Origin of the sequence: Sphingomonas jejuensis (assembly GCF_011927695.1) — a bacterium.
Taxonomy (GTDB): Bacteria; Pseudomonadota; Alphaproteobacteria; order Sphingomonadales; family Sphingomonadaceae; genus Sphingomonas_K; species Sphingomonas_K jejuensis.
In genome coordinates this window covers 1,180,015-1,197,745 of the sequence record NZ_JAATJE010000001.1, presented here as the reverse complement: position 1 = coordinate 1,197,745, position 17,731 = coordinate 1,180,015, and the positions used below count along the sequence as shown (strand labels likewise).

General features: G+C 67.2%; 16 protein-coding genes. 8 read left to right on the top strand and 8 right to left on the bottom strand.

Annotated features, from left to right (window positions below; genetic code table 11):
- Positions 1–61: 61 nt before the first annotated feature.
- The 5 genes from GGR88_RS06040 to GGR88_RS06020 are packed head-to-tail and all read left to right on the top strand — an operon-like array spanning position 62 to position 6,174.
- The gene (locus GGR88_RS06040; protein ID WP_280742256.1) at positions 62–1,156 is read left to right on the top strand and encodes an acyltransferase family protein; all 1,095 of its coding nucleotides are present in this window, start codon (positions 62–64) and stop codon (positions 1,154–1,156) included.
- On the top strand, positions 1,153–2,349 hold the full coding sequence (epsE, locus tag GGR88_RS06035) for an exopolysaccharide biosynthesis GT4 family glycosyltransferase EpsE (RefSeq protein ID WP_167953674.1): 1,197 nt from the start codon (positions 1,153–1,155) through the stop codon (positions 2,347–2,349). Before GGR88_RS06040 ends, epsE begins: the two co-directional genes overlap by 4 nt.
- Complete coding sequence (locus tag GGR88_RS06030) at positions 2,346–3,644, top strand: glycosyltransferase (RefSeq protein WP_167953673.1); 1,299 nt, start codon at positions 2,346–2,348, stop codon at positions 3,642–3,644. Before epsE ends, GGR88_RS06030 begins: the two co-directional genes overlap by 4 nt.
- A complete protein-coding gene (locus GGR88_RS06025) occupies positions 3,641–4,672 on the top strand; it encodes a glycosyltransferase (RefSeq protein ID WP_167953672.1) in 1,032 nt (343 codons plus the stop codon). The genes GGR88_RS06030 and GGR88_RS06025 overlap by 4 nt, the downstream gene beginning before the upstream one ends.
- Positions 4,673–4,725: 53 nt before the next feature.
- The gene (locus GGR88_RS06020; protein ID WP_167953671.1) at positions 4,726–6,174 is read left to right on the top strand and encodes an oligosaccharide flippase family protein; all 1,449 of its coding nucleotides are present in this window, start codon (positions 4,726–4,728) and stop codon (positions 6,172–6,174) included.
- Here the strand turns inward: GGR88_RS06020 and GGR88_RS06015 are convergent.
- From GGR88_RS06015 to GGR88_RS05985, 7 genes are all read right to left on the bottom strand, one after another.
- On the bottom strand, positions 6,171–6,677 hold the full coding sequence (locus GGR88_RS06015; RefSeq protein ID WP_167953670.1) for a serine O-acetyltransferase: 507 nt from the start codon (positions 6,675–6,677) through the stop codon (positions 6,171–6,173). The genes GGR88_RS06020 and GGR88_RS06015 overlap by 4 nt on opposite strands.
- Entirely contained in the window at positions 6,677–7,693 is a 1,017-nt protein-coding gene (locus tag GGR88_RS06010; protein ID WP_167953669.1) for a glycosyltransferase family 2 protein, read from the bottom strand. The genes GGR88_RS06015 and GGR88_RS06010 overlap by 1 nt, the downstream gene beginning before the upstream one ends.
- A gap of 39 nt (positions 7,694–7,732) precedes the next feature.
- Positions 7,733–9,397, bottom strand: coding sequence for a hypothetical protein (locus GGR88_RS06005; protein ID WP_167953668.1), 1,665 nt, complete (start codon positions 9,395–9,397; stop codon positions 7,733–7,735).
- 289 nt (positions 9,398–9,686) lie between these two features.
- On the bottom strand, positions 9,687–10,481 hold the full coding sequence (locus tag GGR88_RS06000) for a CpsD/CapB family tyrosine-protein kinase (protein ID WP_342449730.1): 795 nt from the start codon (positions 10,479–10,481) through the stop codon (positions 9,687–9,689).
- A gap of 39 nt (positions 10,482–10,520) precedes the next feature.
- On the bottom strand, positions 10,521–12,002 hold the full coding sequence (locus GGR88_RS05995) for a GumC family protein (protein WP_167953667.1): 1,482 nt from the start codon (positions 12,000–12,002) through the stop codon (positions 10,521–10,523).
- Positions 11,999–13,342, bottom strand: a complete 1,344-nt coding sequence (locus GGR88_RS15045; RefSeq protein WP_209023195.1) for a TonB-dependent receptor — start codon at positions 13,340–13,342, stop codon at positions 11,999–12,001. Before GGR88_RS15045 ends, GGR88_RS05995 begins: the two co-directional genes overlap by 4 nt.
- Positions 13,342–13,956, bottom strand: coding sequence for a polysaccharide biosynthesis/export family protein (locus GGR88_RS05985; protein ID WP_167953666.1), 615 nt, complete (start codon positions 13,954–13,956; stop codon positions 13,342–13,344). Before GGR88_RS05985 ends, GGR88_RS15045 begins: the two co-directional genes overlap by 1 nt.
- A gap of 148 nt (positions 13,957–14,104) precedes the next feature.
- On the opposite strand from GGR88_RS05985, the gene GGR88_RS05980 reads away from it, so the two are divergent.
- Positions 14,105–15,652: a tetratricopeptide repeat protein gene (locus tag GGR88_RS05980; RefSeq protein ID WP_167953665.1), complete on the top strand. Its 1,548-nt coding sequence runs from the start codon at positions 14,105–14,107 to the stop codon at positions 15,650–15,652.
- Positions 15,649–16,416, top strand: coding sequence for a WecB/TagA/CpsF family glycosyltransferase (locus tag GGR88_RS05975; protein WP_167953664.1), 768 nt, complete (start codon positions 15,649–15,651; stop codon positions 16,414–16,416). The genes GGR88_RS05980 and GGR88_RS05975 overlap by 4 nt, the downstream gene beginning before the upstream one ends.
- 58 nt (positions 16,417–16,474) lie before the next feature.
- Here the strand turns inward: GGR88_RS05975 and GGR88_RS05970 are convergent, their stop codons facing one another.
- A complete protein-coding gene (locus GGR88_RS05970; RefSeq protein WP_167953663.1) occupies positions 16,475–17,350 on the bottom strand; it encodes a SurA N-terminal domain-containing protein in 876 nt (291 codons plus the stop codon).
- Here GGR88_RS05970 and GGR88_RS05965 point away from each other — a divergent pair.
- Positions 17,334–17,729, top strand: coding sequence for an XrtV sorting system accessory protein (locus GGR88_RS05965; RefSeq protein WP_245196449.1), 396 nt, complete (start codon positions 17,334–17,336; stop codon positions 17,727–17,729). The genes GGR88_RS05970 and GGR88_RS05965 overlap by 17 nt on opposite strands.
- Positions 17,730–17,731: the final 2 nt, after the last annotated feature.

The window sequence follows — 17,731 nt, the reverse complement described above, 5'->3', positions numbered from 1 at the left end:
CAATGATTGCCGGGTAAATCCGCTGCCGCTAAGGGCGATCGCGCCTTCCGGGGGAAGTTGTTTGGCGAGCGTACCGGCTCCGGCCGCCACGGGCGGTCAAGGAGAACTCCATAGCATCCAGGCCGCGCGCGGGATCGCCGCCATGCTGGTCGCTGCCTTTCATCTCTCGATCACGATCGGCACCGATCGCTTCGCCGGTGTGCCCGTCTTCGCATCGGTTACCTGGTGGGGGTACCGCGGCGTCGATTTCTTCTTCGTTCTGTCGGGCTTCATCATCCTGCTCGCACATCGGCGCGATATTGGCCGACCCGATCGGCTCGGACGATACGCCTGGAAGCGGGCAAGCCGCATCTATCCCGCCTACTGGCTCTACACCGCCGTGGTCCTGGCGATCAGCGCGGCCGGGTCCGGGACGCTCCTTGCCTCGATCGCGACGGGCGGCGACTTCCTGTCCACGCTGACCCTGGTCCGGTTCGGCGATGTCGATCCCGCGATCGGCGTGGCGTGGACGCTGTTTCACGAAATCGTCTTCTACACGGCCTTTGCCGCGCTGATCATCAATCGACGGCTCGGGATCGCGTTGTTTGCCATATGGGGAGTGACCATCCTCTGGTCGGCTCTGGAGCCGACTCCGCACAGCCTCGCCGGCACGTTGATCGGCAGCTACAACATGAACTTCTTCTTCGGTCTGGCGGCTTATGGTGCATTCCGGCGACTGTCGGCATCCGCCGGCCTTGCCGCGCTTGCGGCATCGCCCGTCCTTCTGGGCGTGATGATCGCGCTGGAAGCGGGAGGCGTCGGCGGCATGCTCCTTCACGCCGGCTATGCGGCGGCGTTCGCGCTCGCCATATTCGGCGCGGCGCGGGCGGAAGCAAACGGGCTGCGCATGAGCTTTCCCGGGCTGTCGCTGGTGGGGGATGCCAGCTACTCCATCTACCTCACCCATGTGACCATGCAGACCTACCTGGCGCTGATCGCCGCGAAGCTCGGCCTGTTCACGATGCTGCCGGGATGGGCGGCCTATATCGGCATCCTCGTCGCAGGCACCCTCGTCGGCATCATGGCCTATCTGCTTGTCGAAAAGCCGCTGCTGCGCCTGCTGCGGCCGCGTCCTGCCAAGATCCCGCACACGGTGGGGAGGGCGGCGCTGTCATGACCAAGCCCGTTGTCGGCTATCTGGTGCCCGAGTTTCCGACCCAGACGCACATCTTCTTCTGGCGGGAACTCCGTGCGATCGAGGAAGCCGGCCTGCCGCTGGCGATCCTGTCGACCCGGCGCCCGACCGCCTCCTGCCCGCACGCCTTTGCGGACGAGGCGGTGGCGCGGACCGACTATCTGATGCCGCCGCGGCCGGCCGAACTGGCGGCGATCCTGCCGTCCCTGCCAAGGCTGGTCCTGCTCGCGCGCCGCGCCGCGGCCGACAAGGGGCAGGGGGGATCGCCACGGACGATTGCACGGCTGACAGCTCTTGCCGTGATCGGCGCCGTCCTCGCGCGCCGGGCCGGCAGGCGCGGCCTGCGCCATGTCCACGGGCACAGCTGTGCCGACGTCGGCTACGTGCTCGCCTTCTCCCGCCTGCTGGGTGGGCCCCGCTACAGCCTGACGCTCCACGGCGATCTGGACGTTTACGGCGACGGCCATGCCTTCAAGTTTCGTCATGCTGAGGCGGTGACGTGCGTGACCCATGCGCTAATCGATCAGGTGCGCGAACGCGTCGGCGACGTGGGCACCCCCCTTTCCATGATCCGCATGGGCGCCGACCTGGACAAGTTCACCGGCTGGCAGGACCGCGTCTGGAGCGCCGGGGGAACGCTGCGGCTCCTGACTGTGGCGCGGCTCGATCCTTTCAAGGGTCACCGCTTTGCGCTCGAGGCGATCGCGCGTCTCGTGCAGGCGGGCCTCGACATCCGCTACGACATCGTCGGGCAGGGCCACATGCGCGACGAGATCGAACGTGACATCGCCGACCTCGGCCTGGTCGGCCGCGTGACGCTGCATGGCACTCGATCCGCCGATCAGGTGGTCGATCACCTTCTCGCCGCCGACGCGTTCGTGCTGCCGAGCCACGGCCTGGGCGAGGCCGCGCCGGTGTCGGTCATGGAGGCCATGGGCGCGGGCCTGCCCGTGATCTGCTCGCTGATCGGTGGCACCGGAGAGATGATCGACGACGGCCGCACCGGCTTCCTCACCCCGCAAAAGGACGTGGCCGCGCTTGCCGACCGCATGGCGGCGCTGGCCCGCGATACCGACTTGCGACGCACGATAGGCGCCGCTGCGCGGGCGCATGCCGAGGCGCACTTCAGCACCCGCGGCGAGGCGGCCAAGCTGATGGCGGTGATCGCCCCGTGACGATCCGCCCGCGCGTGCTGGTGATTGCCGAGGCCGCTAATCCCGAGTGGGTCAGCGTGCCGCTGGTCGGCTGGTCCCTTGCAAGCGCCCTGCGTCAGGTCGCGGACGTCCACATCGTCACCCAGGTGCGCAACCGTGACGCGTTCCTGCGCGCAGGCCTGGTCGAGGGCCGCGATTTCACCGCGATTGACAACGAGCGTCTGGCAGCGCCCATGTGGAAGCTGGCCGAGCGGCTGCGCGGCGGTGCCGGCAAGGGGTGGACCATGCTCACTGCCCTGTCGGCGGTCGCCTATCCCTTGTTCGAGCGGGCGGTGTGGGCGCGTTTCGGCCGCGACATCCGCGCGGGACGGTTCGACATCGTCCACCGCGTCACGCCGCTGACCCCGACGACGCCCAGCAGCATCGCCCGGCGTTGCCGAAAGGCCCGCGTTCCCTTCGTGCTCGGCCCCCTCAATGGCGGCGTACCGTGGCCGGCCGGGTTCGATGCGGAGCGGCGGCGCGAGCGTGAGTGGCTGTCCTATGTCCGCGGCCTCTACAAGCTCATGCCGGGACGGCGTGCCACCCTGGCGAACGCGGCAGCCATATTGTGCGGGTCGCGTCACACCGCCGGCGAGGTTCCGGCGCGCTTCCACCCGAAGCGCATCTACATGCCGGAAAACGGTCTTGATCCGGCACGGTTCGGCACGCAGATCCCGCGTGCGCCGTCCGATCGTCTCCGCATCGCCTTCATCGGCCGCCTCGTTCCCTACAAGGGATGCGACATGTTGATCGAGGCCGCCTTGCCGCTGCTGAAGGACGGACGCGCGACCATCGACGTGGTCGGCGATGGCCCGATGATGGCGGATCTGGCGGCGCTGGTCGATGCACAGGGCGTGGCCGCGGCAGTCCGCTTCCACGGCTGGGTCGCGCATGGCGACGTTCCGGCCGTTGCGGGCAGGTGCGACCTGTTCGGCTTTCCCAGCGTCCGGGAATTCGGTGGCGGAGCGGTGCTGGAGGCAATGGCCCTTGGTCTTGCACCGCTGGTCTGCGATTATGCCGGCCCTGGCGAGCTTGTCGACGATCGCACCGGCTACAAGGTTCCGATCGGGTCCCGCGATGAGATCGTCGCTGCCGTGCGGGCCGCGCTGATCGCGATCGCCGCCGACCGTCCCGGCATGGCCGCGCGGGCGACAGCAGCCCGCGATCATGCGCTCGATTGCTTCAGCTGGCCCGCAAAGGCCGCGCAGGTCGCCCAAGTGTATGACTGGGTTCTTGGGCGCGGGTCGAGGCCCCAGCCGTTCGGGGAACTGGCATGACCCCTGACTTCGCAAGGATTGCCGTCGTCACCGTCAACTATCGGACCCCCGATCTTGCGCTGGATTGCGCCCGCGCCCTGATCGCTGAGCGCGAGTTGCTCCCGAACCTGTCGCTCGTCCTCGTCGACGGCGGCTCTGGCGACGGCTCGGCCGACCGGATCGCGGATGGCCTTGCTGATCCCGCGTTCTCCGGCTGGGCAGAGGCGATGCCGCTTCCGATCAACGGCGGCTATGGCTGGGCGAACAACCAGGCGATCCTGGCGCTTCTCCAGGCTCCCGAACCTCCCGAGTTCATCTATCTTCTGAACCCTGACGCAGTGATAGAGCCCGGCGCGATCGCCCGACTGATCCCCCACATGCGCACCCAACCCCGCGCCGCCGCGGTCGGCAGCCAGATCATCGATCCGGACGGCTCGCGCGCGGGCAGCCACTTCCGCTTTCCAACCCCGCGGCGGGAGCTGGTGCGCGGCGCCCGCACCGGGTTGGTCGACAAGCTGCTCGGCACATCCGGCGGCGGCATGCCTCCGGCCGACGATCTCGTGGAATGCGACTGGGCGACCGGAGCTTGCGTGCTGCTCCGCTCCGACGCGCTCCGCGACGCCGGCATCTTCGACGACGGCTTCTTCCTCTATTTCGAAGAAATCGAATTGATGTGGCGGATGCGTGCGAAGGGGTGGACCATCCTGCACGACCCACGCAGCCGGGTGATGCATCTCGGCGGCGCCTCCACCGGGGTTACCAACGAGGTGGCGCGCCGCAACCCACCCTATTGGTATGCATCGCAGCGCCGGTTCTTCGCGCTGACCCAGGGCAAGGCCGCTGCGGCAAGCGCGACCGTCGCGTGGCTCTTCGGCCATCTTCTCTGGCGGCTGCGCCATCTTATAGATCGGCGCGAGGCAACGGGCCTTCCCCTTGCGGGGCGGGACCGGCTGCGTCACGGCTGGCCGCAGGCGACCGATGCGCGTCGGAGCGATACGGCCTGGACCCGCCACCGCCTCTCGCCGCCGCTCTGGCAGGAAAACAAATGACCGCGACCACAAGCCGATTGAGCGGCCTTCGACGCTTGTTGGGGGAGGCGGACATGGCCGTCTTCCTCGTCACGCTCGCGTCCTATGTGCTGCGCCTCGTCAGCAACGTGGCGCTGTCCTACGTCCTCTACCCGGAAGCTTTCGGCCTCGTTGCGATTACCACCACGGTCATGGTGGGGCTGCAGAACCTGTTCGATACCGCGATGTATGTCGGCATGGTCGGTCGCAAGGGGGATATCCCGCGCGCCGAACTGGACAGCTTCTGGACTCTTCAGTTCGGCCGCGGCGTCGTCATCACCGCCTTGTCCTTCGCGCTCGGCCCGCTGATCGCCTGGATCTATGGGGAGCCGGAGCTCACTTTCCTGCTCGGCGCGGGCAGCCTCAGCCTGTTGCTGAACGGGTTGGCGAGCCTTCGACCGATCCTTGAGGTCCGGAAAGGGCGCCCTGAACTTCTGATGAACCTCGAGGTCGCGCGCCAGGTGCTCAGCGCGATCGGGATCATTGCGGTTGGCCTCTATTATCCAAGTCCGTGGGCGATCGTGTGGGGCGGCCTCATCGGCGGCATCGCCTATGTCATCCTGAGCTACTGGGGCGACAGCTATCGCCCGCGCATCTTCATGCAGCGCGGCTTCATGTCGGAACAGCTCCGCTTCATGCGCTGGTTCCAGGTCGCGTCCATGTTCTCGTTCATGGGCGCGCAGGTCGACAAGATCGTCTTTCCGCTGTTCTTCGGTGCCAGTCTGTTCGGCGTCTACACCATCGCGCAGACGCTGGCGATGATCCCGCTGGCGCTTGGTCAGCGCTGGGCCTTCCAGGTCTTCATGCCGGCGATCCAGAGGATCCTCCACGACGGCGACCGGCTCGACCATGTCGATGCGCTGCGCCCACGGATGATCGCGATGACCTATGCCGCGATCCTGTGCGCGGGCGTCGTTGCGGCGTCGGGACCCTTCTTCAGCTGGGTCTACCCTGCCGACTTCGCCTTGGCCGCCACCTTCTCGCCGCTGATGGCCGTGGCGATCTTCTTCAATCTCAGCGAGGCGGCGTTGCGACAGCCCTTCATCGTCAGCCGCCGGCAGATGTTCGACGCGCTGGGTGAGGTCTCCCGCTTGGCCATCTTCCTGTCGTTGATCGGCATCCTGATCTACGGCCGCGAAGCCGATGCAATGCGTTACATCCAGATCTACGTCGTCACCCAGATCATCGTCTATTTCGCCTATGTGGTCCTTGCCCGCGGCTTCCACTTCACGCGACTTCGCGGAGAGGCGATCCCGCTCCTCGCCTTCATCGTCCTGTCGGCAGTCTTCTACGGTCTGGCGCAGGTCAGTTGGGCAGCGCTCGGTCCGGTCGCGGCGCTCCTCATCCTCGGGATCGTCGGCGGCGCCGCGCTGTTGCTCATGTTCAGGCGCTACGGCCTGCCGCGCGCGCACCGGGGGGACGAGACCGTGGCAGGCGACGCCGGCGCCGAACGTCAGCCCGGCGAGGCGGCGACCGTCGTCTAGCGGAGCAGGCGGGCAGGGACGCCGGCGGCAAGCGCGCCTGCCGGCACGTCTGAGAGCACCACCGCATTGGCGCCGATGGCCGCGTCGTCGCCGATCTCGATCCGGCCCAGGATTGCAGCGCCCGCACCGACATTGACGCGTCGGCCAAGGATCGGCGCGGCATCGAGCGCATCGAGCGACCGGATGCCCAGCGTGCAGTTCTGGCGAATGATGCAGTCGTCACCGATGACGGTGGCTCCGTGAACCACGATCCCGCCCTGATGCTCCACGATCACGCGCCGCCCGAGCCGGACCGTGTAGGGAAGCTCAATGCCATAGACGTTGCGGCAATGCCGGAAGGCCCAGCGATAGGCGAGGCTCAGCGGCGCGCGCAGCCACTTGCTGCGGACGTCCATGCGCCACACGCCGAACCGGTGGGTGGCCACCGCCCGAAATCCGGGCCGTGTCCAGTCGCGGCCGTGCGCCCGGTAATCCTCCCGGATTTGGTCGAACAGAGCGCCCATCAGCCGGAAGCCTTGTATTCGATCAGCCCGCCGCGGCGCCCGCGCAGGCGGTTCAGATGGAAGCGGAGCAGCCCTGCCGCCTGGGAGATCTTGGTGGCAAGCAGCACCCCGGCCGCCCCTTGCGCATAACGCGCGCCGAAGCCGGCCCGGCGCTTCGCCGACGCGATCCGCAGCCATTGAACGCCGAACAGGCCGGCCACGCCGATCGGAAGGATCAGCGCCGGCAGCCACGCGAACGCACCCAGCGCACCAGCCACGGCGATCCCCGGAAGACCTATTCCCCACAGAAGCGTGCTCTTGACCGCACGGCGCCAGGACGGATCTGCGACCGACCCGTGGCGCCAGACAAGCTCGGCGAAGGCGTGCCCCGCGCGCTTTGACCGGCGGTGCGCCTGGCTGAAACGGGTCATGGCCGCGTCATGCAGCGTCATTTCGGCAGGCAGGCGCCTGATCGCCCAGCCACGCGCGCCCATCCGCCAGCAGAGATCAGGCTCCTCGCCCGCGATCAGCGTCGGGTCGTAGCCGCCCGCCTCCTGCAACGCGGCGATGCGGAACAGCGCGTCGCCGCCACAGGCGCGCACGGGGCCCACCGGCACGTCCCATTCCTCGTCGCACATCGCGTTGTAGAGGCTGGCGTCCGGATGCCGTTCCCGCCGCCGGCCGAATACCGCGGCAAGCGTCCCGTCGTCTTCCAGCGCGGCCGATCCGACGCCGATCCAGTCGCGCGCCAGTTCGCAGTCGCCATCCACCATCTGGACGAAGCGCGCGTCCGGCGCGATCTCCAGCAGCCGCGCAAGCCCGGCATTGCGGGCCCGTGCCGCGGTGAACGGCACCGACACGTCAAGCTCGACCACCTCTGCGCCGGCCTCCCGCGCCGCCGCCACGCTGCCGTCGGTGGAGCCGCTGTCGACATAGACGATGGCGTGTGCGCCACCTGCCGAGGCGAGGCAGCGGACGAGGCGCTCACCCTCGTTACGGCCGATGATGACGATGCCGACTGGCGGGAGCGAGCGCATGTCTCGTCTCCTACCAGCGGTCACCGTCAATCAAAGGCCTTAGTTCAAGAATTCCCGAACAGCGCGTGCCTTGGGCGCTTCGGACAAGGGCTGGCCGCGATACTCGGTCAGGCCCCACGATCCCCACTCGGTGGTCGGGCTGTTGTGGGAGAACATCGCCAGCACATCCCCGACCTGGGCCTGCCACTGCGACATGTACTGACGGTAGATGTCGGCCATCCGCTCGTCCCGGTTCATCTGTATGAGCAACGGAACATCGTTTCGCATGAGGATGTGATGGCCGGCTTCATACGTCATGTAGCGCTTGCCGTAAGACGTCGCCAGACGCTTGTGCTGCAGAGCCGTCGTGATGACCGGGGTAATCTCGGAGCGAAGGGCGGCAAACATGGCGGTGAGATCGCCCCGACGATCATCGTTATTGACCGAGTAGCCGAAATAGGGAGCGGTGGCGACGCCATCGATCCAGTTCTTCGTGTCTCCGAAGCCAAGGACGACCTCAGTGGTCCAGGGATTCGCATGCTGGGTGGCGACGAGCCGGACCAAGCGCTGCTGCTGCCCGGCGAACACTTCGGTCCAGATCCGCATCACTTCGGCCGACCGCTGCGAGTAACGCTTCAGCTTCGCCTCGAACGGGTTGGTCGAGAGTCCACGCGCGAGACCTTCCTGCTCGGCTTGCGGAGAAACCGGCATGATCGGGTTCCAGACCTCGTTGCTGGTCTCGACGTAGATCTTGCGGTCCGACGGGACGTTGTCGCGCACATACTCGGCGAAACGACGGATATAGTCATCATCGGAGTTCCAGCCGATGTTGAACCACGGATCGGCACCAACGAGCTTCGTCAGCTCGACCATATACTCGACGGGCACGGCATCGTTCTTCAGGACGTCGCTGCCGCCGGGACGGCTGCGGTTTGCCCAGGTGCGAATGGAATTGCCGTTGGTTGCCTGCCAGTCCATAAAGCGCAGGACCTTGAAGCCCCGCAGCGAACTCACATAGTCGGGCGAGAAGGTCTGATTGCGGGCAGCGGAGACCTCGCGGCAATCGATGTTGCGGATGTAGTCCGATCCGGAAACATTCTCGTAGTAGATCGCGATGTTCTCCCGGTTCGGGAACCGCGTATTCACCCGGAAGCGGACCTGATTCGGTCCTCGCACGACGTTCTGAACGCCGTTGATGTTGAATGTGCCAGAACCCTCATAGCGGCAGATGAAATCAGCGCCGCCCACCGGCACTGCCGGTTGGCTCAGGAGGCGGACAGCCTCGCCGCCTGCGGGAAGAGACTTCACCCAGCCATTCGCATCGAGATGTTCCGCCGGCATGTCGCGGTAGCTTCCACCAGCGCGGTTCAGCTGCCAGTGGCCGCCATAGAGCAGGTTCATGAACGGCCGGTCGTTGTTGAAATAGTCGACGCCCGTCAGGTTGATACCGACCTTGAAGGCCGCATCGCCGCTGGACGCGACAGGAGCCGGCGCGGGGGCAGGCGTCGGCGCCGGAGCGGCGATCGGGGTCTTGTTGACCATGATGGAGGCAAGCGCCGCCGACATCAGGCTCGATACGGTGCGCTTCTTGCTCACGCTCGTTGCACTCGATGCGGCATGGGCGGTCATGGCTCCAATCACCAGGAACGCCGCTGATCCAGCCAGCAGGGCCCGGTTGCCCCGACGCTTGTCGGCGGCGATGGTCGTCGTCTTTGCTTCGGTCATGATAGGTCCTTGCGATCCACGGCTCAAGCGTCGCCCACTCCGGCAGGGAGCGGGCGGGTCGGGCAGCAACATCGCGTTTTTGGGTGGAAATTTCGTGTGTCGAGCTAGTTAGTGGCTGGTGGCTCAACATGGTTAACAAATTGTTAAAAGCGCCCGCGCCGTCGGCGCACCGTTGCTGCGGTGCGACAAAATGGAACTTTCTGGCGCTTGGGCTGTTGCGGCTCGCCCTTTCGCGGGCCGCCGGGAAGCGAGCGGTCAGGGCAGCGACGGAGACTCCGCCGGTGCGATCCTACTTGTAATATTCCGCGTACTTGCCGCTCTGGCCGTAGCCATAGCCGTAATCGTCGCCCATCAGCCCGCCATTATAGTGGTTGAGGACGGTACCCAGGCACGGTGCCGGCTGCAGCAGGTTGAACGAGTCGCGCACCTGCTTGACCGTCGTGGCGCCCTCCTGGACGACCAGGATGTAGGCGTCGATCTTCTGCGCGATGATGACGGCATCGTCGTTCGCGAAAACGGGGGGAAGGTCGAGGATGCAGAGCATGCCTTCGGGCAGCGCGCGCATCGCGGCGATCAGCGCGTCCATGCGCGGGCCCGCCAGCACCTCGGCCGATGCGACGTCGTTGGAGAAGCTCGGCACGATCGTCAGGGCGCCTGCCTCGACGTTCCACGAGATGCCGCGCAGGTCCTCGATCTCTCCGTCGAGAAAGTCCGCGATTCCACGATCGCCCTGAAGGCCGAAATTCTTGGCGATGGTGGAACGGCGAAGGTCCAGGTCGAGGAGATAGGTGTGCAGCTCCGGCGTCCGGGCAAGCGCCGCCGCCAGATTGGACGCGATGAACGACTTGCCGACCCGCGGCGTTGCCGAGGTAACGCCGATCAGGCGCCATCCGCGGCTACGCGCGGTCTTGAGGAGCTGCGATCGCAGCAGGTTGAACGGACGCGACCGCTGATCCCGGCTGTTGAAGCCGAAGATATTCTCTTCCGGAAGCGCCTTCGTGCCGATCGTGCCCGCCAGCGCCTGGCCAGGCTCCGGAAGGATCGACGTCAGGCTCTGCGGCCGGATGATGTTGGTCTCGAACACGAACAAACCCCCGAATGATACTCTGCGGGAAAACGCCGCTCAGGCTGCGCGCGCAGTCCGTCGCCGACGCCAGAACGCCAGAGACTTGAAACGGTTAAGGATGCGTGCCCGCCGGCTCTCACCGGGACGCATCGTCGGCACCACCACCATCGGCGGCACGCCGAGCAGCTTGTTGAGCGACGCGACGCCGCGGATCGGCTGCAGCAGCAGCTCTACCGCGAGCGCCAGCGCGAGGCCAAGCCCGATCCCGCCCAGGATACCGCCGGCGATCAGCATCAGGCGGTTGGGGGAGGCAGGGCGGTCCGGCACCACCGGCGGGTCGATCACCGACAGCCGTTCGCCGCGCTGCTCGCTCGACATCTGCGCTGCCGCCTGCGCGCTCATCAGCTGCTGCGAGATGCGCTCGTAGTTGCTGCGCAGCCCGTCCGCACGCGCCTGGAGCTGGTTGACCCGCTCCATCACGAGCGGCGCCTGCGACTGGGCGGACATGGCCGCACCCGCACGCGCGGTGTCGGCGGCGCGGGCCGCCTGCAGCTGCGCGATCACGGCATTGTTGCCAGAGATCTGCGCCCGGATGGCGGCGCCCGCCGGCGCGCTCTGCTTCGACGAATTCGACCGTGCGAAGGATCGCGCCTCGGCAAGGCGCTGTTCGGCAAGGCGAACGTCCGGATGATTGTCCGAGTAGACAGCCCGCGCCGACGCCAGCGCCGCTTCCGCGCTGACGACCACCGGGTCACGGGTATCGGCGGTCGCCTGCTGGCTCAGCTGCGCCGTCAAGACGCTGTTTTCGCGCTGCAGCGCGGCGATCTGCGCCTCATATCCGCCGCCGCCACCGGCAAGGCCGGTGAAGCCGCCGGACACAAGCGCCAGCCCGTTTTCGGCCTTGATCCGCTCGATCTGCCCTTCGACGTCGCGCAGCTGCGTGCCGACCTGCTCGGCCTGCTCGGTCAGGAACGACACGGTGTTGGCGGTCTGCTCCTCGCTTTGTGCGGAATCGAGCTCCAGGAAGCGCTCGACGAAAGACTGCGCAACAAGCTGCGCCTTGGCGGCTTCCGGATAGTTGAAGGCGAGCGAGAAGGCGATCGTGTTGGACCCGTTCTGCCCCTGCTCGATATCGGCGTTGATCGCGTCGATGCTGGTCGATTCCCGCATGTCCTCGATCACGCGGGACAGGGGCTCGCTCTGCCGCTTGTCGGCGTAGAGGTCGTTGGTCTGGATCAGCTCGATCAGGTCGGGGCGGCTCAGGATCTGCTGCCGCATGCGCGCGATGCGCTGATCGATCACGTCGGTGACCGGCGTCCCGACGATCTCCTTCGGCAGCTCCTGCGATTCCACCAGAAGCACGGCGCGTGACTGGTAGGTCGTCGGCAGCAGGAACGCCGCGGCGATGCCGGCGATCGACAGCAGCACCGCCGGCACGATGATGAACCACCGGCGCTGCCAGAAGATCACGGGGAGATGTGCCAGGAAGCTGTCGGACAGGCTGTCCTCACGCTCCAGGCGCTGTGCGTTGCTGCTCATCGACGGTCACCCAGAAGATAGCCGATGCCGATCAGGCCGCTGATATCGGCGTCGCGGTCGAAATCATCGGCGAAGATGTCGCGGTAACCGACGGTCGCGTTCACGCGCAGCCGCTCGGCAACCTGCCGGGACCAGCTCGCCGACGCGGAGAGAAAGTCCTGATCGCCGACCAGCTGGTTGGCTGCCGCCAGACTGCCGCCGTCGGCGCGTGAGTAGCCGGCGTTCAAGGTGAGGCCGTCGCGTTCGCCAAGCTGATAGTTGTAGCTCGCGTTCAGCGATGTCACCGTGCGCACGTCGCCAAGACCCGACGGGGAGGTGTTCCGCAGACCGCTCAGGCAAAGCGTGCTCCGCACCTGCTGCCGACAGGCCGACAGGCTTCCGGTGATGCTGGTGGATTGATCGGACGGCAATCCGAACCCGCCCTTGTTGTCCACGAATGCAACGCCGACGCTTCCGGTCAGGGTCCAGGCAGACGACAGCCGCTGCGTGAAGGTCAGCTGCGGCTGATAAACGGTGACGTCAGGCGCTTCGTCGTAGTCGACGATGCTGATGATGCCCTGCGCGCCGACCGACAGACCTTCGTTGATCTGGCGAGAATATCCGGCGTTTGCGACATACTGGCTGAAGTCGGCACCAAAAATCTGGTTGCCGTACGTCGATCGCTGCGCACTCACGCCGACGTTCAACGTGTCACGGGGCCCGAGTGTGAAGTCGGCGCCAAGCGAACCGCCAAACGTTGTTCGACGAGACCGCGACCCGATCAGGCCGATGTCGCCAAGCACCGGATCGACGATCGGCGTGCCAGGAGCCGTGCCCGGCGTGACGCCGGTTCCCGTGCCCGGCACGACGCCCACACCTGTCCCCGGCGTCACGCCTGATCCAGGGACGACCGCACCACCGGTGCCCGGCACGGTCGTGCCCGGCGCCACGGGCGGCGTGAAGGTCGGGGTTACGAAATCGGATCCGCCCAGGATCGAGCTGTCGAAAACGAGGCCGGCACGAATGGCGGTGCGCGGGCTCAGCTGCGTCCGGTGGTCCGCCGACGCGCCGAAATCCGTGTTGCCGTCGAACCGCTCGAAATATTGCTGATGCCGCGCATATGCGGCGATCGTCGTCGCGCTGCTTTCCTCCTCGATGCGCAGCTCCGGGCGCACCGAGACCTCCACCAGCGCGCTGTCCGTGTCATCGCCGCTGATCAGGAACGGGTTGGTCGCATATCCGGCACCTGCGCTCAGGTCGACGGAGCTGCGCACCACCTGCGCGGTCGCAAGCGCGGTGGGGACCGTCAGGGCGGCGACGGACGCCACCGCGACGGCGGCGCGGTGCGGAAGCAGGCGCATCAAGGGACCACCACCGTATCGCCGGACAGCAGCTGGGGCAGGCCGCCCTCGCGGTCGCGATCATTGGGCGATCCGCGCAGCGCATCGGACAGGCGCACGCGGATACGCTCGATCCCCGCGCCCTGCTTGCGCAGGATGGTCACGTTGCTGGTGTCGGCGAATTCGGTCGGGCCGCCGGCCTGGATCACGGCCTCCAGCACGTTGATGTAACGGCCGGGCTGGATCGATCCGGGCGTGCGGACCTTGCCCGCCACCGACACCTGGAAGCCGGCAGGCGCCGTCACCGACACGGTCACCTGCGGCACCTGTCCGCGATACTGCTCGGTCAGGCCGACGGAGATCTGCCGCTCGATGTCAGCCGGCAGCTGCCCGGCGGCCTGCACGCGGCCGACCAGCGGGAAGGAGAAAGTGCCGTCCGGCAGCACGCGGATCTCGCGCGACAGCCGCTCTTCGCCCCAGACATAGACTTCCAGCTGGTCGCCGGGATTGATGCGGTAGGCGGGATATTGCGGGGCAGGCGAACCGGCGGGCTGGGGGGCAGGGGTGCTCTGGGCAAGGGCCGCGGCGGAAATCGGCAACAACGACAAGGCCAGAACAAGGCGAGACGGGATCATCAGGATCTTTCCCCCAGTGAACGCAAACATGCGCCGCTCATAACGGATGCATGGATGCAAGTCCCCTTCAAAATCGTTCACACCCGTGGCGCCTCCGTCGGACGCTTTGCTTTTTGCCCGACGGGCGGCGCCGTTCTATGGGGGCGCCATGTTCAAGCGTTCCAGGCGTTTCATCACAGGATCGACGCGGCCGGTCACGGCTGCGCTTCTTGCCGGGCTGCTGCTCGCCGGCTGTTCCTCGCGCGAGGAGCGCGCGATGGAGGCAGCAGCGACCGCCGAACAGGCATTCCAGGCGGGGGACCTTGTCACTGCCCGCCGCTTCGCGCTGGAGGCCGTGTCCGCCCGCGACGACCTTCCGCAGATCTGGGGCCTTCTCGGCCGCATCGAGGTCAGCGCGGGCGATTACAGCGCGGCCTTCAACGCCTATTCGCGCATGAACGAGCTCGATCGCACCAACCAGGAAGCGCTGCAGCTCGTCATGGAGATCTCCTATCTGGCCGGCCGCTACCGCGACGCCGATCGCTATGCGGACGAGATGCTCTCGCTCAATCCCGCCAACCTGCGCGCGCAGCTGCTGAAGGCCGGGGTGGCCTTTCAGAACAAACAGTATGACGGGGCGCTGGCCGGGGCCGAGCGCGTCCTGACGACCGACCCCGCTAACGAGGACGCCCGCGTGCTGAAGGCGCGCGCGCTCGACGGCAAGGACGAGCCCGAGGCCGCGATCGCCTATCTGGAAGGCGAATTGAAGCTGCGCGGCAACGGTCGCCCCTCGCTCGAGGAGCTGCGCGGACTGTACACCAGGGTCGGCGATACCGCCGGACTCGACCGCACGTTCCAGCGCCTGCTGGTCGTGGCCGGCAACGACACGAACGTCATCATGTCCTACGCGGCGGACCTATACCGGCGCGGGAACGACGCCGCTGCCAACCGGCAGGCGGAGAACCTGTGGGCAAACAATCGGGAGGACGGGGCGGTGCTGCAGCGCATCGTCGACATGTGGCTGCGCACCGGCCGCGATCCCGTCCGGCCCGGCTGGATCGCGGAGACGGCCGCCGCCGGCACCCAGGCGGAGCGTCACGCGCTTGCCCGCTACACGATCGAACGCGGCCGCCCGGCGGAGGCGCTCGCCATGCTGGAGCCGATCCGCGGCCCCGACCAGATCAGCTATGCCAATGTCGAAAGCCAGGTGCTGATCGCCGCGGCGGAGGCGGCGCTGGGTCGCACGGCCGACGCCCGCGCCCGCATCGAGCGCATCCATGACTTCGATCCCACCAATCCCCGCGCGCTGACCGTCCGGGCAGAGCTGCTGGCAGCCGCGGGAGAGCTGGAGCCGGCCCTGATCGATGCGCAGATCTTGGTGCGCGACAACCCGACCGCGTGGAAGCCGCGCGTGCTTCTCGCCGACATCTATGCGCGCCGGCGCGACGTCCGGCTCGCCGACAGCAAGTATCGGGAAGGCATGCGCGCGATTCCCGACAGCGCCGACATCCTCGATCGCTACGCCGCCTTCCTGCTGGCGAACGACCGCCGACGGGAGGCGCTGCGTCTGGCCGAAGGCTTCACCCGCGACAATCCCGGGGACCCGCGCGGGTGGCGCGCCCGCGCGACCTTGTGCCGCGCGGCGGGCGACAGCGCATGCTTTGCCGATGCCCAGCAGGCGATCCGCGAGATCGTGGGTGAGGCGGGCAACGGATGAGCGCGCGTCCGGCCCGCATCGCCTATCTCGGCGTTGGCTTCGATCCGCTCGACATGGACGCGATGCTCGCGATCGCGCGGTCCACCACGCCGGGCTCGCCGGGGACCAGCGTCGTTACACCCAATGTCGATCATGTTGTCCGGCTGAACAATCCCGGACCGAACGACGGCGCCGTCGCTGCTGCCTACGCGCATGCCGACATCAGCGTGTGCGACAGCCGCATCGTCGCCCGTCTCGCCGCCATGGACGGCATCCACCTGCCGGTCGTCCCGGGAAGCGACCTGACCGAACGGATCCTGGCCACGGTGGTTCGCCCCGGCGACCGTGTGGCGCTTGTCGGCGGTGACGAGACGACGGTGGCGGCGCTCGACGCTCGTTTCCCCGGACTCGACCTCGTGCAGCACCGCCCGCCCATGGGCATGCGCCGCAACCCTGAGGCGATGGCCGCCGCCGCCGACTTCGTGGAGGATGCGCGCGCCCGCTTCAGCTTCCTGGCGGTCGGATCGCCGCAGCAGGAGCTGCTGGCCGCGCTGCTGCGCGATCGCCGGCGGGCAGGGGGGCTCATCCTGTGCGTCGGCGCCTCGCTCGACTTCCTGACCGGCCGGGCCCGCCGGGCACCGCGCTGGATGCAGCGCGCGCATATCGAATGGCTCCACCGGCTTGGCAGCGATCCGGCCCGGCTGTGGCGACGCTACCTCATCGAGGCACCGCGCATCTTCGCCATTCGTCGCCGCTGGAACCGACGCCAGGCGCCCCGACCATAGAAAAAGGGGCTCCGAAGCCTGTCGCTTCGGAGCCCCATGTTGCCGTCGCCGGACGCGCTCAGCTTCCCGGCGTCGCCGCCCGGTTGGTGGCGCCAGCCGCCGGAGCCGCCTTGCCCTTGGCGGCTTCCGCGCTGTAGCCGCTCTGATACTCGATCTCGGCACCCTGGCGCGCGGTCGCGAGCTGCCGCTCGATCGTCTGCTGCAGCGACTGGCGCTGCAAGGCCTGGGTCGCTGCCGGACGGGCCTGCTCGGCCGGTGTCGGCGTCACCTGCCGGCCGACGATGACGTTGGCGATCAGCTTGCCCTGCGCCGGCACGATGAACGGCTCGCCTTCCGGAAGCGCGAGGATGCGCTGCATCAGCTCGGGCGGCGCCGTGGCGGAATCGAGCACCGACTGGCCGCGCTGATACCGGATGCCGAGCTGGTCGAGCGTCGCCGCCACCTCGTCAAGCGTGCGATCGTCCTCCAGCGGCTGCAGCGTCTGCATGTTGGCCGGGGCTTCGAACTGCAGCTGCTGCAGCGCATAGCGCGTGCGCTGGTTGAACATCTGCGGGTTGGACGCGATGAACTTGTCCACCTCGGCCGCCGGCGGGATGCGGATGGCGCGGGCGGCGCGCTGTCCCATCATCTGCACCAGAAGCGTCTCGTTCATGCGGCGCTGCTGCGACAGATATTCCGGATCGCGGTCCAGCCCCTGCTCGGCCGCCTGCTGCGCCAGCAGCTTGCGATCGATCACGCGCTGCAGCAGCTGGTTCATGACCAGCTGGCGGTCGACATTCTCGGGGATCTGCTGGCCCTGCAGCTCGGCGTTCAGCTCCTGGAGGGAGATTTCCTCGCCGTTGACCACCGCGACGACCTGGCCGGTCGGCGTCTTCTCGCACGCTGCCAGCGAAAGCGTCAGCGCGACCGCGCCGACGATGGGCATCAACTTCATCTTCACCTCGGTCTCCCATGTTGGCGGCCCCGATGGACGGAGGGGCGAAGCCGTCTTTCGTTACTCGTTATTCGGCGATACACAGCGGCTCGTCGCCACAAAGGGGATTGTCTTGGAAACGCCGTACGACTGGATCACCGTCGCGATCTTCGCCGGATTGATCGTGCTGTTCATGCAGCGATCTACCAACGAACAATCCGATCAGGACAATATTCTCCATTATCTCGCCCCATCAGTGGGGTGCATGGCAACCAATTACTTCGGCAACGAGGCGATGGAGGGTGAGGGCAGCCATCTGATCGCGCTGATCCTGCTGGCCGCCACGGTCGGTTACATCGTCGTCGTGCTGAAACCCTTCAACTTCTCCAAAAAATCCTGACC

Excerpts from the sequence above, each read along its gene's own strand:
- GGR88_RS05985 (WP_167953666.1), bottom strand. The coding sequence starts at position 13,956 with ATGATCCCGTCTCGCCTTGTTCTGGCCTTGTCGTTGTTGCCGATTTCC.
- GGR88_RS05980 (WP_167953665.1), top strand. The coding sequence starts at position 14,105 with ATGTTCAAGCGTTCCAGGCGTTTCATCACAGGATCGACGCGGCCGGTC.
- GGR88_RS05975 (WP_167953664.1), top strand. The coding sequence starts at position 15,649 with ATGAGCGCGCGTCCGGCCCGCATCGCCTATCTCGGCGTTGGCTTCGAT.
- GGR88_RS06020 (WP_167953671.1), top strand. The coding sequence starts at position 4,726 with ATGGCCGTCTTCCTCGTCACGCTCGCGTCCTATGTGCTGCGCCTCGTC.
- GGR88_RS15045 (WP_209023195.1), bottom strand. The coding sequence starts at position 13,342 with ATGCGCCTGCTTCCGCACCGCGCCGCCGTCGCGGTGGCGTCCGTCGCC.
- GGR88_RS06025 (WP_167953672.1), top strand. The coding sequence starts at position 3,641 with ATGACCCCTGACTTCGCAAGGATTGCCGTCGTCACCGTCAACTATCGG.
- epsE (WP_167953674.1), top strand. The coding sequence starts at position 1,153 with ATGACCAAGCCCGTTGTCGGCTATCTGGTGCCCGAGTTTCCGACCCAG.
- GGR88_RS05995 (WP_167953667.1), bottom strand. The coding sequence starts at position 12,002 with ATGAGCAGCAACGCACAGCGCCTGGAGCGTGAGGACAGCCTGTCCGAC.
- GGR88_RS06015 (WP_167953670.1), bottom strand. The coding sequence starts at position 6,677 with ATGGGCGCTCTGTTCGACCAAATCCGGGAGGATTACCGGGCGCACGGC.
- GGR88_RS06010 (WP_167953669.1), bottom strand. The coding sequence starts at position 7,693 with ATGCGCTCGCTCCCGCCAGTCGGCATCGTCATCATCGGCCGTAACGAG.
- GGR88_RS05970 (WP_167953663.1), bottom strand. The coding sequence starts at position 17,350 with ATGAAGTTGATGCCCATCGTCGGCGCGGTCGCGCTGACGCTTTCGCTG.
- GGR88_RS06005 (WP_167953668.1), bottom strand. The coding sequence starts at position 9,397 with ATGACCGAAGCAAAGACGACGACCATCGCCGCCGACAAGCGTCGGGGC.
- GGR88_RS05965 (WP_245196449.1), top strand. The coding sequence starts at position 17,334 with ATGGGCATCAACTTCATCTTCACCTCGGTCTCCCATGTTGGCGGCCCC.